This window comes from Brucella sp. MAB-22, from assembly GCF_025908475.1.
GTDB lineage: Bacteria > Pseudomonadota > Alphaproteobacteria > Rhizobiales > Rhizobiaceae > Brucella > Brucella anthropi.
The window spans coordinates 1,177,340-1,190,969 of the sequence record NZ_CP109782.1; the positions used below are offsets into that span (position 1 = coordinate 1,177,340).

Consider the following 13,630-nt stretch of genomic DNA (forward strand, 5'->3'; position numbering starts at 1 on the left):
CTTTTAAAGTGACCGAAAGTGGTGCTGTCACTTTTAAAGTGATTTGTCTGCTGTTAGTTGCTATTGAGCCTTCAATCCATTCATCGCGCATAAAGACCGGATAATTCCATGCTTGAGAAGACCTATGACGCCGCGGCGATAGAGCCGAAAATTGCTGAACGCTGGGAAGAAGCGGGTGCATTCAAGGCGGGTGCAGGCGCGAAGCCGGGAGCCGATCCGTTCGCAGTGGTCATTCCTCCGCCGAACGTTACCGGATCGCTGCATATGGGCCACGCGCTCAACAACACGATCCAGGACATTATGGTTCGCTTCGAGCGTATGCGCGGCAAGAACGTGCTGTGGCAGCCCGGTATGGACCATGCGGGCATTGCAACGCAGATGGTTGTCGAACGCCAGCTGGCCGAACGGCAGGAGCCAAACCGCCATACCATGGGCCGCGAGAAGTTCATTGAGCGCGTCTGGCAGTGGAAGGCCGAATCCGGCGGTATGATTTCCAACCAGCTGCGCCGTCTTGGTGCCTCCTGCGATTGGTCACGCGAGCGCTTTACCATGGACGAAGGACTGTCGCGCGCGGTTCTGGAAGTTTTTGTCTCGCTCTACAAGCAAGGTCTCATCTATCGCGACAAGCGTCTGGTCAACTGGGACCCGAAGTTGCTGACGGCAATTTCCGACATCGAAGTCGAGTCACGCGAAACGAAAGGTCATCTCTGGCATTTCCGTTACCCGCTTGAGAACGTTCCATTCGATCCAGAGAACCCGCATACCTACATCGTCGTTGCGACGACGCGCCCGGAAACCATGCTGGGCGATACCGGCGTTGCGGTTAATCCGAAGGACGAGCGTTACCACGCCCTGATTGGCAACGATGTCGTGCTGCCGCTTGTCGGTCGCCATATCCCGATTGTTGCAGACGATTACGCTGATCCGGAAGCCGGTTCCGGCGCTGTCAAGATCACGCCCGCGCACGATTTCAACGATTTCGAAGTGGGCAAGCGGAATGAGCTGCGCGCTATCAACATTCTGACGACGAATGCGTCGATCACGATCAAGGACAATGTTGATTTCCTCGAAGGGCTGCAGCTGACGCCTGAATTGAAGGCGCTGATCCACGAACTCGAAGGGCAGGACCGCTTCGCAGCCCGCAAGCGCATCGTCGAGCTGATGGACGAGCGCGGTTATCTGGAAAAGGTCGAGGACCACACGCACGCCGTCCCACATGGTGATCGCGGCGGCGTTCCGATCGAGCCTTATCTGACTGACCAGTGGTATGTAAACGCCGGCGAACTGGCCAAGCCAGCAATGGCGGCGGTGCGCGAGGGCAAGACAAAGATCGTCCCGACGAATTGGGAAAAGACCTATTTCGACTGGATGGAAAACATTCAGCCATGGGCGGTTTCACGCCAGCTCTGGTGGGGACATCAGATACCGGCCTGGTACGGTCCAGATGGCCAGTATTTTGTCGAAAAGAGCGAAGAGGAAGCGAAAGCCGCCGCACGCGCTCACTATGGCGAAGACGTTGCACTTGAGCGCGATACTGACGTTCTCGATACGTGGTTCTCGTCGGCGCTTTGGCCGTTTTCGACGCTCGGCTGGCCGGACAAGACGCCGGAACTCGCAACCTATTATCCAACCAGTGTTCTGGTTACGGGTTTCGACATTCTGTTCTTCTGGGTTGCCCGCATGATGATGATGGGCCTCCATTTCATGGACGAAATCCCGTTCCATACGGTTTATCTGCATGCTCTCGTTCGTGACAAGCACGGCGCGAAGATGTCGAAGTCGAAAGGCAATGTCATCGATCCGCTCGAGCTGATGGATGAATATGGTGCTGACGCGCTGCGGTTCACCCTTGCCATCATGGCCGCTCAGGGTCGTGACGTTAAGCTCGACCCGGCGCGTATTGCCGGCTATCGCAATTTTGGCACCAAGCTCTGGAACGCAACGCGCTTTGCCCAGATGAATGGCGTGAAGCTTGATGCCGGCTTCAAACCGGAAAACGCCAAGCTTGCCGTCAATCGCTGGATTCTGACGGAACTGACCAAGGCAACGCGAGCCGTGACGGAAGGCATCGACACCTACCGCTTCAATGAAGCTGCGGGTGCTGCCTATCGCTTCGTGTGGAACCAGTTCTGCGATTGGTATCTGGAGCTGCTGAAGCCGATCTTCATGGGTGACGATGAAGCTGCGAAGGCAGAAGCACAAGCCACGGCAGCCTATTGTCTGGATCAGGTTTATAAGCTTCTGCATCCGTTCATGCCTTTCATGACCGAAGAGCTTTGGACCCTGACCGCAGGTGAGGGACAGAAGCGCGATACGGTGCTGGCGCTTGCTGCCTGGCCGGAACTGTCGTTTGAGGACGAGGAAGCCGCGGCTGACATCAACTGGCTCGTTGATCTCGTCACTGGCATTCGTTCTGTCCGTGCGGAAATGAATGTGCCCGCCGGTGCGATTGCCCCGGTTGTCGTGTTGGATGCCAACGCGACAAGCGTGGAACGCTTCGCCCGCCACGATGCTGCCATCAAGCGCCTTGCCCGCGTGGAGAGTGTCTCGTTCGAGGCACAGGCTCCCAAGGGCTCAGCCCAGATGCTGCTTGGTGAGGCGACAATCTGCATCCCGCTTGGAAATCTGATTGACCTCAAGGCTGAAGCAGCACGTCTCGCCAAGGAAGCCGGCAAGATTGCCGCTGAAATGGATCGTATCGAGAAGAAGCTCTCCAACGAAAAATTCGTTGCGAACGCGCGCGAGGAAGTCGTTGAGGCAGAGCGTGAGCGGTTGGCTGAACTGAAGGAATCGGCGCAGCGTGTAGCAACTGCTGAATCACGCATCCGTGATGCAGGCTGATTTGACCTGACATCAGAAAACGATTCCCTATCGAATCAAACGCCCGGCAGTGCATTTCACTGTCGGGTGTTTTTTATGCGGCTGGACAGAGTTTGGACCCGTTTCAAGGGTTGGAACGGTAGATCGAACTCTGGTTTCGATTGTTTTCGACCAATGTTGCGCTTTCGCAACAAGGCAAAAAAGAGGCGGAAAATTGGCCGATTTGGGCCTGTTTTGTCATGTGTCGGGCGATTTTTGCTAATGAAGTGGCACGATATTTGATGTTTTAGCCATTTTTGACGAATGCTCCGAAAGTACGATGATGCTAATCCAAATTAATGCGACTTGCGGCCTGAATCCTTCCTGATTTACGTTTCCGTCAACGTTAATACCGTTGCTGTTTGGGAGGACATTATGAGTGTACAGCGCGTGAAAATGGCAGGAATGGTCGCAGCTCTCCTCGGAAGCGCGGTTGCTGCCAATGCAGGCGGCTTCGAGCGTAGCTCGCAGGATTTCGATATTCTCTTCGAAAAGGGAACTGCTGTCGAAGCTGGTGCGACGGTAGTTATGCCTTAGCGCAAACTGAAAAATATTCGTGCGAACCCCGGTGTTGCGACCCCGCCAGTCGTTCCTTATGGACCGGATCGGGGCAAGCCTTGGTCAACTTCAGTCGACGAAGCAAAGACTTACTGGGTACCAAAAGTATCTGCCAAATTCGATTTGACCGACGATCTGGCTTGTGCCGCCCAATACCGGGAGCCATGGGGAATCGAGACCGATGTAGGCCTCAATACCCTTCGCTCCTTCACTGCGATTGAACAGAAAATTTCGTCGCGCGACTTTGGCTTAAACTGTTCGTACCGGTTTGCCGTCGGCGAAAAGTCGTATTTCAGAATTCTGGGCGGCGTTAGCTATCAGGAACTTAAGGGCTATCAAACTCGCCTGATCCCTCCGACGACCGCATTCAGAGGCAATTTCCGCGTCGCTACACTTGATGTAGAAGACGGCTCGGTTGGCTGGCGTCTGGGCGCGGCCTACGAAATCCCTGAATATGCGATGAGAGCGTCTCTCGTCTATCAGTCTGAGGTCAAGTACAACCTCGACGGTACGATTGACAATCTCATGCTGAACCCGCTCACAGGACAGGGCGTACCCTTGAATGTGACGAACGATATTGCTGCTCCACAGTCGGTTGAATTCAAGTTCCAGACGGGTATCGCACCAGATTGGCTAGCTTTTGGTTCGGTTAAATGGACCGACTGGAAGAGCATCCAACAGGCGACCTTCGTTTCGAATGGTAATCGCGGCCTGCCGGATGGAACCAAAATCACCTCGCTGGATCTGTACTATCAGGATGGCTGGACCGTTTCGGGCGGCGTGGGCCACAAGTTCAATGAACAATGGTCGGGTGCAGCAACCGTAACGTGGGATCGCGGCACCAGCACGGGGTGGACGTTGACCTTGCCCCGTTGAAATAATCCATTTTGAAGTAAGCTCTGGCCCATTGAGAGGACCAGAGAATGAAGCGCAACCGTTTCACAGACGAACAGATCATTGGCATCCTGAAGGAGCACGAGGCGGGCACGCCTGTCTCGGAGCTTTGCCGCAAACACGGTGTCAGCGATGCGAGCATCTATAAATGGAAGGCCAAGTTCGGCGGGATGGACGTGTCTGAGGCCAAGCGGCTGAAGACGCTGGAGGACGAGAACACGAAACTGAAGCGGCTTCTGGCGGATGCGATGCTCGACAACGCCGCGTTGAAAGACCTTTTGGGAAAGAAGTGGTGACGCCCGCAGCCCAGCGGAACGCTATCGCGCATCTGATGAACCAACATCGGATGAGCGAACGGCGGGCGTGTAAAGCCATCGGTGTTTGCCGGATGACAGTTCGTTACGAAAGCAGCCGCATCGACGACCATGACCTTCGCGAGCGAATGAAGGCGTTGGCGCATGAACGCCGCCGCTTTGGCTACCGACGCATTCATGTCCTACTCAGACGCGAGGGGCACCTTGTGAACCACAAGAGGCTCTTCCGGCTCTATCGGGAGGAAAAGCTGATGGTGCGCAAGCGCGGCGGTCGCAAGCGAGCGATCGGCACACGAGCACCGATGCTGGTTCCGATGACAGCCAATGATCGTTGGTCACTGGACTTCGTGTCGGATCAACTCACCGATGGACGCAGGTTCCGGATTCTGACGGTCGTCGACGATTGCACCAGGGAATGCCTGGCACTCGTCGCCGATACATCGCTTTCCGGTCTGCGCGTTGCCCGCGAGCTTGACCGGATCATCGAGGAGCGCGGCAAACCGAAAATGATCGTCAGTGACAACGGCAGCGAGTTCACCAGCAACGCGATCCTGCAATGGACGGACAAGACTAAGGTGGATTGGCACTACATTGCGCCTGGCAAACCCATTCAGAACGCTTTCATCGAAAGCTTCAATGGACGGCTGCGAGACGAGTTCTTGAATGAAACCCTCTTCTCGTCACTGACCCATGCTCGATCAGCGCTTTCAAACTGGCGCGGCGATTACAACGATCACCGTCCACATTCTGGCCTCGGCTGGCTGACACCTGCCGAGTTCGCTCAGACCATCAACCCGCGACGTGATGCGGTGCTGCGCAGCCGAAATGGCTCCGCACCGCAACCCGCCGCTACCGCCCCAAATACAGCAACCCAAAACCGCTGGAGCGAACTCAAAACTGGATAAAACTTGGGGGCAAGGTCAACGTCTCAGACCGACGTTTGGCTGTTTGGCTTGGGAGCCAACTACAAGCCGAATGACGTCGTTGATGTGCGTTTGGCTGGCGCTATCGGTTGGCTCGGCTCAGGCGAGTTGAGAGATTCGATCAGCACCGGCGATTTCGGTAATGATCTAGTCAGCGCCCTTTCGCTCACTGCAAAGGTCAAGTTCTAAGCTTGATGCATAGAAAACGAAAAGCCCGGCATTGCCGGGCTTTTTTGTTTAGGATCGTTTGTCTCAGGGCTGTTCCAGCCGCGCAAGCAATGAAGATGTGTCCCAGCGGCTGCCACCGATCTTCTGCACTTCCTTATAGAACTGGTCCACGAGGGCGGTCACAGGCAGAAGTGCGCCATTGCGGTCAGCTTCCTCAAGGCAGATGCCAAGGTCTTTGCGCATCCAGTCGACGGCAAAGCCGAAATCATATTTGCCCTGGTTCATGGTGCCGGACCGGTTTTCCATCTGCCAGGAGCCAGCGGCGCCTTTCGAGATCACCGAGATCAGTTTTTCGATATCGAGACCAGCTTTCTTGCCGAAATGGATACCTTCGGCCAGTCCCTGAACGAGACCGGCAATGCAGATCTGGTTGACCATCTTGGCAAGCTGGCCCGAGCCGACCGGTCCCATGAGGCCGACCATACGCGCATAAGCATCGATAACTGGCCGGGCCCGCTCGAAAACGGCTTCCGGCGCGCCGACCATTACCGTGAGAATGCCGTTCTCGGCGCCGGCCTGACCACCGGAGACGGGGGCGTCGATGAAATGAAAGCCGCGCTTCTGTGCTTCGATATCCAATTCACGAGCAACCTCCGCAGAGGCTGTTGTGTTGTCGATGAAGATCGCGTCCTTCTTCATGGTTGAGAAGGCGCCATCCGGGCCGATGGTCACGGAACGAAGGTCATCATCGTTGCCGACACAGGCAAAAACAAAATCTGCATCGCGCACGGCTTCGGCAGGTGTCGCTGCAAAGTTGCCCCCGAATTCCTTGGCCCATTTTTCGGCTTTTGCCGTCGTGCGGTTATAAACCGTGACGTCGTGACCGCCCTTGTTCTTGAGGTGAGCTGCCATGGGATAACCCATGACACCCAGGCCCAGAAAGGCGACTTTAGCGGATGTTGTCATTCGTTCATTCCTCTGGATATTTCTAGAAATCAGGTGAGAGGCGTCATAACGGCCGCCTGATAGGCCGGACGCTGTTTGAGGCGGCCATACCAGTCTTCAAGATGCGGAAGAGATGGGCGCTCAATCGGAAACTCAAACCAGGCATAGGCGTAGCATCCGGTGGGAATATCACCGATACCGAAGTTCTCGCCCGAGAACCAGGGAGCTTCCTTCAAGCCCTCGTTGGCAATCTGCATTGATTGCGCAAGGCCCTGAAGACCTTGTTCCAGAATGGCTGGATCGCGTTCAGCTTCCGGCAGCCGGATCAGATGCTTCATGACATTGCTGAAATTGGTGTAGAAGGATGCGGAAGCCCAATCCATCCATTTTTCGGCCTGCGCGCGCTTGGCTGGATCTTCGATCCACAGTGTGCCTTTGCCGTAAGCTGCCGCGAGATACCGCGTGATGGTATTGGATTCCCACAGCACTGTGTCGCCGTCTTCCAGCAAGGGGATCAGCCCATTCGGATTGCGTGCGAGGTAAGCCGGATCTTTCAATCCACCGAACTGGCCACCGACATTGATCTGTTCATAGTCGAGATTGAGTTCGCGCGCTGTCCAGAGCGCCTTCTTCACATTCGTGGAATTGATACGACCCCAGATTTTCAGCATGACTCAACCTGTTACCTTACTGTTGGAAGCTGTATTCTAGAGCGCATCCCGAAAAGTGTGAAACGGTTTTCGGAAAAGATGCGCGTTAAAACAAATATTTAGAGCGCCGATCTGATCCAATCAGATCGAAATGCGCTCTAAACAGATCGCCCCCGGAAGCTGCAAGGCTGCCGGGGGCGATATTTTGGTTTGATGCCGGTTTAGTGATCTCTAACGAATGAGATGGCGGGTCAGCCTTCGTTCGAGGAAATCCCAAACGTGCCGCAGGCATTCGACGATAAGCAGATAAATGACTGCAGCCCAGAGATAAGTCTGGAAATCGAATGTCCGCGAATAGGCGCGACGCGTTTCACCCATCAGGTCAAGTACGGTGATGATAGCTACAATGGCCGAGCCCTTGATCATCAGGATGATTTCGTTGCCGTAAGGACGCAACGCCACGATGAGCGCTTGCGGAAGAATGACCTTCCAGAACGTCACACGCTTCGAAATGCCAAGCGCCGCAGCGCCTTCCCATTGGCCCAGCGCCACACTCTGGATAGCGCCGCGCAGGATTTCAGCCTGGTAGGCTGCCGTGTTGAGCGAAAACGCCAGAATGGCGCAATTCCACGCATCGCGGAAAAACACCCAGAGCCCGATGCTTTCAAGAAACGGACGGAAAGTGCCAAAGCCGTAATAGATAAGGAATGTCTGCGCCAGCAGCGGCGTGCCGCGGAAGAAATAGACATAGCCGAAAGCAATTCCCCGCAGCCACCGGTTGTTGGACATGCGCGCGGCCGTGATCGGTAGCGAGAGCAGGGCGCCTATGACAATCGATACGGCAACCAGTTTCAGCGTTATCAGAAGCCCGGACCAGTAGCGTGGCCCATAGGTTTCAAACAGATCGATACGCCATGCATTGTAGAGATAGATCGCAAGGCCAGCGAAAAGAAGGAACCAGAAGGCAACGATGATATGGCCGGCAACGCGCATCCGCGTCCATTGCTTGACCACGGGTGGCGGAGCCATCGCGGGAATTGTCGTAGTGGAAACAGTCTGGCTCATATCATGCACCTCGCGACCGGTTGGCGCCCGCATCAGCCCAGCGGGCAATGCGATTGATGAAGTAGGACGAGATGATTGCGAGAACCAGATAGAGCAGGCAGGCTATGCCGAAGAACAGAAATGGTTCCTTGGTCACGCGTGCCGCGATGGAGGTTTGCCGCAGAATATCGGACAATGTGATAACCGAAACCAGCGACGTATCCTTGAGCAGCACCAGCCAAAGATTGGCAAGGCCGGGCAGGGCGATGCGGATCAACTGCGGCAGGATGACCTTGCGCATGGTCTGCCAGTGCGACAGGCCAACTGCATAACCGCCTTCATACTGCCCGCGCGGAATTGCGCGAAACGCCGAAAGGAAGACTTCGCTCGAATAGGAAGAGAAGACGAAGCCCAGCGCAACCATACCGGCGCCGAACGCATTGATTTCCACATTCGCTTCGATGCCGAACAGACTGAGAAGCCGTTGCAACCCGAGAGAGGCGCCGAAATAAACGAGAAAGAGGGTTAGAAGCTCAGGCAAACCACGAAAGATTGTCGTGTAAATGTTTGAAGCGAGCCGGATCGATGGTTCGGTGGACTGCTTGCCGATAGCAACTAGAAATCCGAGTGCGAGACCAACGGGGAGTGTTGCGAGAGCCAGCGAGACGGTTACCAGAAGCCCCCAGGCAATACTGGCACCCCATCCGTCGGGGCCGAAACTCAACAAAGTGGCGTAGTGTTCCATGCGCCTATTCTTTTTCCTAAAGGCATTTGCCTATGTTTTTATCGCCTGCGAGGTTTTTGCCCGGCAAGGCTTGTACGGCATGCCCATACAAATGTTTTGCGCCGATTTGCGGAAAGCAAACCGGCGCATAGGTGTCAGTTTTGATTAATTTTCGGCGCCATAAGCATCGAAGTCAAAGTACTTGTCGTTGACTTCCTTGTATTTGCCGTTTGCGCGGATCGCCTTGATGGCTGCGTTGAATTTTTCAACCAACTCCGGACGGCCCTTCTTGAAGGCAACGCCAGCGCCCGGACCGTGGATCTCGATAACCGGCGGGAAAGTGCCGACCATCTTGCAGCAGGCGCCATCCGGCGACTTCAGCCATTCGGCCAGTGTCACGCTATCGTCGTTGACGGCGTCGAGACGGCCATTGGCGAGATCAAGACGGTATTCCTCAGCAGTCGGATAGGCCTTGATCGTGCTGTCGGTAAAAGTCTTTTCCGAGTAGTTGGAGTGTGTGGTGGAAACCTGAACGCCAATGGTCTTGCCAGCGAGGTCTTCCTTGGTCACACCCTTGATGTCGGTATCCTTGGGAGCTGCGATGCCGGGAGGTGTATTGTAATATTTGTTGGAGAAGTCGACCTGCTTCTTGCGCTCGTCCGTGATGGACATGGAGGCGATGAAGGCGTCGAACTTGCCAGCCTGAAGGGCAGGAATAGCGCCGTCCCATTCCTGGGTGACGAATTCGCACTGCGCTTTCATTTCTTCGCAGAGCGCCTTGGCGATATCGACGTCGAAGCCCGAGAGGGTGCCGTCTGGCTTGATGAAGTTGAATGGAGGATAGGCGCCTTCGGTGCCGATCTTGAGCTTGAGTGGCTCTTCTGCATTTGCAACACCGGCAGTCATGCTACCGATCGTAATTGCCAGCGCTGCAACAGATGCCGCAGCGGCGATACGCTTCAATACGCGCATTTTCAGTCCTCTCGTTTTGTTCTGGCTGGTTCCCTGATTATTTCTTCTGGTTCAGCCGCTTAAGGGGTAGTCACGACCGTGAAACTTTAAATTGCACGTTTGGTAGCGGATTCCCCCCGGCCACTACCAATAGATGGTTGAGCCGATCATGCGCAATATTTTTTCGCGCTTCCGTCCCCACCATCAGATCTGCAAACGATATTCCCACCATTTTGAGACGATTGGCAAGATGGTCTGCGTAATTAAATTGTGTGTCCAAGGGGGGAATTCCTCGGCGTTTTCTGCATGCCTTCACCGGAAAGCGGTGAATTATGTTGTCAAAGAGGGGAATTATAGAGAGTCTCTCAGAGACCCATAACGCCTTCGATGAAATCGGCTATTTGCTCTATTTCATCGATGCCGAACACCGGCACTTTTTCGCCGGGTTGCTGCTGGTCGCTGGCAATGGCGACGATGGCGGGATCGTCAACGGAGAGAGCTGGCCCGGCATGGCCGCCTTCGCGACGCAGTTCGATTTTCTTGTGCGTTTCCCGCTTGTAGCCCTCGACCAGAATCAGATCGCAAGGCGCCATCTTGGCCGCAATCTCCCATAGAGAAGGTTCTTCTTCGCCGAAACCTTCATGCATGATTGCGTAGCGCTGCGACGAGACGATAGCCACTTCCGCTGCTCCGGCCTTTCGATGACGCCAGGAATCGGTGCCATCATGGTCGATATCGAAATTATGATGGGCGTGCTTGATGGTGGCGATACGGTATCCACGTGCCGTAAGGCATGCGACCAGACGTTCGGTCATTGTCGTCTTGCCGGAGTTTTTCCAGCCGGTAATGCCGAAAAGCTTCTGGTTCATTCCATTGCCTCAACCAGTTTTCGGGCGGCGACAAGATCGTCGGGCCGATTGATATTGAAGAACGGATCATATGTTTCCGGGCTATCGCCAACGAAGGCAAGCGGAAAATCAACCGTTTCAAATCCGATATGTTCGGCGAATGCGAAGACGCTGGCCCTGCTGGTATTGGTAAGCCAGACGGTGAGCTCGTCAGCCAGTCCGGTTTCCCATAGTCCGAAAATCGGATGGACCCGGTTAAGGGAACTGGCGAGAACGATCCGCGCCCCGGTTTGGTTCCGGCGTGCAAGAAGGCGGTCCGCGAGGTCGCGAGGCAGGAATGGCGTATCGGCTGCTGTCGTTAGCAGCAGTGAGGGCTCTTGTGCCTGCGTCAGCGCGGTCAGAATGCCGATCAGCGGGCCGCCATGTTCCGCCGGCAGGTCCTTGATCACCGGCACGCCGAGATCAGTCAGGCGGGGATCATCGCTATTCGCATTGATGACAAGCGCTTCGACCTGCGGTTTGATCCTTCTGACGACATGGGAAATGATAGTGCCGGTGCTGCCGAGCGGCTGAAGGAATTTGTCACCCGCAACGCCGCCTTGCTGCATGCGGCTGGAGAGCCCGCCAGCGATGATTGCGCCTGCAATCATGAGGGTTCCACGCCGGTCGGGATCGTCGCCAATGTGCTTTTGTTGCGTTCCCGCTTCTTCAACACGTTTTCACGATAGACCATATAGACGCCACTTCCGACCACCAGAACCGATCCCATGATCGTATATATGTCGGGCGCTTCGCCAAAAATCAAAGTGCTGAGGCCGATTGCCCAAAGCAGGCTGGAATAGCGGAACGGCGAAACGAAGGACACTTCACCTTCACGCATGGCCAGAATGATGAAGTGATATCCGACAAGGAGAAGGACAGCGGCAATGGCCATGGCGCCGACTGCTGTAATTCCAACGGGCTGCCATCCGCCCATTGGAACGGTCAGTGCGCCGCCGGTCAATGTTATCGCGCCTGCGGTCAATGTCGAGAGATAGAGGGTCGGCACGTGAGCGGGCACACGGCGCGTGGCGATATCCCGCGTGGCGGCAAAACCTACGCTGGCAAGAAGTACAGCGACGGAAGCAAGGCTTGCAGCACCATCCGTTCCGGGCCGGATGATGATGAGAACCCCGACAAGGCCGACAAGAATACAGGACCAGCGACGCCAGCCCACTTTTTCCTTCAGGAAGAGTGCCGCTCCAAGCGTCACGACAAGCGGCGTTGCCTGAAAGACAGCCGAACAGAATGCTTGCGAGAGATGGCCGAGCGAATAAATATAGGTGATGGTGGCGACAACTTCGCCTACGACGCGCAGGATCGTCATCTTTTCAAGCGACAGATTGCGTAATGCACCGTGGCGCCAGGCGAGCAAACCGATCAGCACCGTGGCGAATATGCCTCGGATCAGCATGTACTGTCCGCTGTTCATCTCGGTCAGGAGGTATTTTGTAATCGTATCGCCGATGGTGAAAGTGCCCATGGCGAGAAGCATGAAAATACTTGCGCGAAAATTTGCTGACTGCGGCACGATACAGAATCCAGTTTAAGATTGCATACCGTTTTAAAGTCGATCTCGCGACAATTATTTCGGGTTGTGTGCTTTTTTAAGTATAAATCGCTCAGCCGCCGGTAAGACTCATGTGGCGAGCAACCGCCGGTCGATTATGATCGCGGTCGATGATGAAATCATGGCCTTTCGGCTTGCGCGAAATAGCTTCATCAATGGCCTGGCTGAGCAGCAGGTCGCTTTCGCTTTCCCGCAAGGCCTTGCGCAGATCGGCGTCATCATTCTGGCCTAGGCACATATAAAGCATACCGGTGCAGGTAAGCCGGACGCGGTTGCAGCTTTCGCAGAAATTATGCGTCATCGGCGTGATGAAGCCGAGCCGTCCGCCTGTTTCCTCAATCGTAACATAGCGGGCAGGGCCGCCTGTGCGGTAAGGAATATCTGAAAGCGTGAATTGCTGCGACAGGTCCTCGCGCAGCTGCGAGAGCGGCAGATACTGGTCCGTACGGTCGAACTCGATCTCGCCCATCGGCATTGTTTCGATGAGCGTCATGTCCATGCCGCGGCCATGGGCCCAGCGGATCAGTTCGGGAATTTCGTGATCGTTGAAATCCTTCAACGCGACTGCATTGATCTTGACGCGGATACCGGCGCGTTGTGCGGCTTCAATACCCTCAAGAACCCGGGGAAGATCGCCCCAGCGGGTGATCTGGTGGAATTTTTCAGGATCGAGCGTATCCAGCGAGACATTGATACGGCGTATACCGCATTCCGCCAGTTCGTCGGCAAAGCGTGAAAGCTGCGATCCGTTCGTGGTCAGCGTCAATTCATCCAGCGCACCTGATTTCAGATGGCGCGACAGCTGCCGGATCAGGTGCATGATGTTTTTGCGCACCAAAGGCTCGCCACCGGTCAGGCGCAGTTTCCTGACACCCTTGTCGATAAAGGCGGTGCAAAGCCGGTCCAGTTCCTCAAGCGTCAGCAAATCCTTCTTGGGCAGGAACGTCATGTGTTCCGCCATGCAATAGGTGCAGCGGAAATCACAGCGGTCCGTCACTGAAACGCGAAGATAGGTGATGGCACGCCCGAAAGGATCAATCATGGGTCCAGTCGGGGAAACAAGTGGCTGGGCTTGGTTTGTGTACATCATTAAGCCGTTGTTTCCACAGGATGCGGAGGAATATCCGCGTCGTCTACCTAGAA

12 protein-coding genes and 2 pseudogenes are annotated in these 13,630 nt (G+C 55.3%); 5 read left to right on the forward strand and 9 right to left on the reverse strand.

Annotation, left to right across the window (positions count from 1 at the left end; genetic code table 11):
* Positions 1–108 precede the first annotated feature (108 nt).
* The 5 genes and pseudogenes from OHI65_RS15260 to OHI65_RS15280 all read left to right on the forward strand — a co-directional run.
* Positions 109–2,841, forward strand: a complete 2,733-nt coding sequence (locus tag OHI65_RS15260; RefSeq protein ID WP_125300354.1) for a valine--tRNA ligase — start codon at positions 109–111, stop codon at positions 2,839–2,841.
* A 393-nt stretch (positions 2,842–3,234) separates the two neighbouring features.
* Positions 3,235–3,396 (forward strand): hypothetical protein, encoded by a 162-nt coding sequence (locus OHI65_RS15265; RefSeq protein ID WP_264359148.1) that lies wholly within the window; start codon positions 3,235–3,237, stop codon positions 3,394–3,396.
* A 144-nt stretch (positions 3,397–3,540) separates the two neighbouring features.
* Positions 3,541–4,275 (forward strand): annotated as a pseudogene (locus OHI65_RS15270) (OmpP1/FadL family transporter); the annotation flags it as partial.
* A 65-nt stretch (positions 4,276–4,340) separates the two neighbouring features.
* A protein-coding gene (locus OHI65_RS15275) for an IS3 family transposase (RefSeq protein WP_086000502.1) occupies positions 4,341–5,530 on the forward strand; the annotation gives its coding sequence in 2 pieces (ribosomal slippage) (positions 4,341–4,590 and positions 4,590–5,530; 1,191 coding nt in all).
* An 18-nt stretch (positions 5,531–5,548) separates the two neighbouring features.
* Positions 5,549–5,737 (forward strand): annotated as a pseudogene (locus tag OHI65_RS15280) (transporter); the annotation flags it as partial.
* Between the two features lie 63 nt (positions 5,738–5,800).
* Here the strand turns inward: OHI65_RS15280 and OHI65_RS15285 are convergent.
* From OHI65_RS15285 to moaA, 9 genes are all read right to left on the reverse strand, one after another.
* Positions 5,801–6,682, reverse strand: coding sequence for an NAD(P)-dependent oxidoreductase (locus OHI65_RS15285; protein ID WP_012092118.1), 882 nt, complete (start codon positions 6,680–6,682; stop codon positions 5,801–5,803).
* 29 nt (positions 6,683–6,711) lie between these two features.
* On the reverse strand, positions 6,712–7,332 hold the full coding sequence (locus OHI65_RS15290; protein WP_012092117.1) for a glutathione S-transferase family protein: 621 nt from the start codon (positions 7,330–7,332) through the stop codon (positions 6,712–6,714).
* 210 nt (positions 7,333–7,542) lie between these two features.
* Complete coding sequence (locus tag OHI65_RS15295) at positions 7,543–8,376, reverse strand: ABC transporter permease (protein ID WP_029376257.1); 834 nt, start codon at positions 8,374–8,376, stop codon at positions 7,543–7,545.
* Position 8,377: 1 nt separating this feature from the next.
* A complete protein-coding gene (locus OHI65_RS15300) occupies positions 8,378–9,100 on the reverse strand; it encodes an ABC transporter permease (RefSeq protein WP_010661303.1) in 723 nt (240 codons plus the stop codon).
* Positions 9,101–9,244: 144 nt separating this feature from the next.
* On the reverse strand, positions 9,245–10,051 hold the full coding sequence (locus tag OHI65_RS15305) for an ABC transporter substrate-binding protein (protein WP_010661304.1): 807 nt from the start codon (positions 10,049–10,051) through the stop codon (positions 9,245–9,247).
* Between the two features lie 344 nt (positions 10,052–10,395).
* Positions 10,396–10,899, reverse strand: a complete 504-nt coding sequence (gene mobB / locus OHI65_RS15310; RefSeq protein WP_125300353.1) for a molybdopterin-guanine dinucleotide biosynthesis protein B — start codon at positions 10,897–10,899, stop codon at positions 10,396–10,398.
* Positions 10,896–11,528 carry a molybdenum cofactor guanylyltransferase gene (locus tag OHI65_RS15315; protein ID WP_125300352.1) on the reverse strand — a complete coding sequence of 211 codons (633 nt, stop codon included), beginning with the start codon at positions 11,526–11,528 and terminating at the stop codon, positions 10,896–10,898. Before OHI65_RS15315 ends, mobB begins: the two co-directional genes overlap by 4 nt.
* Entirely contained in the window at positions 11,525–12,412 is an 888-nt protein-coding gene (locus OHI65_RS15320; RefSeq protein WP_125300396.1) for a DMT family transporter, read from the reverse strand. The genes OHI65_RS15315 and OHI65_RS15320 overlap by 4 nt, the downstream gene beginning before the upstream one ends.
* Positions 12,413–12,539: 127 nt before the next feature.
* Entirely contained in the window at positions 12,540–13,529 is a 990-nt protein-coding gene (gene moaA / locus OHI65_RS15325; RefSeq protein ID WP_029924909.1) for a GTP 3',8-cyclase MoaA, read from the reverse strand.
* Positions 13,530–13,630 lie beyond the last annotated feature (101 nt).

Bases quoted from the DNA above. Each gene is read 5' to 3' on its own strand.
- OHI65_RS15260 (WP_125300354.1), top strand. From the start codon at position 109: ATGCTTGAGAAGACCTATGACGCCGCGGCGATAGAGCCGAAAATTGCT.
- OHI65_RS15265 (WP_264359148.1), top strand. From the start codon at position 3,235: ATGAGTGTACAGCGCGTGAAAATGGCAGGAATGGTCGCAGCTCTCCTC.
- OHI65_RS15285 (WP_012092118.1), bottom strand. From the start codon at position 6,682: ATGACAACATCCGCTAAAGTCGCCTTTCTGGGCCTGGGTGTCATGGGT.
- OHI65_RS15290 (WP_012092117.1), bottom strand. From the start codon at position 7,332: ATGCTGAAAATCTGGGGTCGTATCAATTCCACGAATGTGAAGAAGGCG.
- OHI65_RS15295 (WP_029376257.1), bottom strand. From the start codon at position 8,376: ATGAGCCAGACTGTTTCCACTACGACAATTCCCGCGATGGCTCCGCCA.
- OHI65_RS15300 (WP_010661303.1), bottom strand. From the start codon at position 9,100: ATGGAACACTACGCCACTTTGTTGAGTTTCGGCCCCGACGGATGGGGT.
- OHI65_RS15305 (WP_010661304.1), bottom strand. From the start codon at position 10,051: ATGCGCGTATTGAAGCGTATCGCCGCTGCGGCATCTGTTGCAGCGCTG.
- mobB (WP_125300353.1), bottom strand. From the start codon at position 10,899: ATGAACCAGAAGCTTTTCGGCATTACCGGCTGGAAAAACTCCGGCAAG.
- OHI65_RS15315 (WP_125300352.1), bottom strand. From the start codon at position 11,528: ATGATTGCAGGCGCAATCATCGCTGGCGGGCTCTCCAGCCGCATGCAG.
- OHI65_RS15320 (WP_125300396.1), bottom strand. From the start codon at position 12,412: ATGCTTCTCGCCATGGGCACTTTCACCATCGGCGATACGATTACAAAA.
- moaA (WP_029924909.1), bottom strand. From the start codon at position 13,529: ATGATTGATCCTTTCGGGCGTGCCATCACCTATCTTCGCGTTTCAGTG.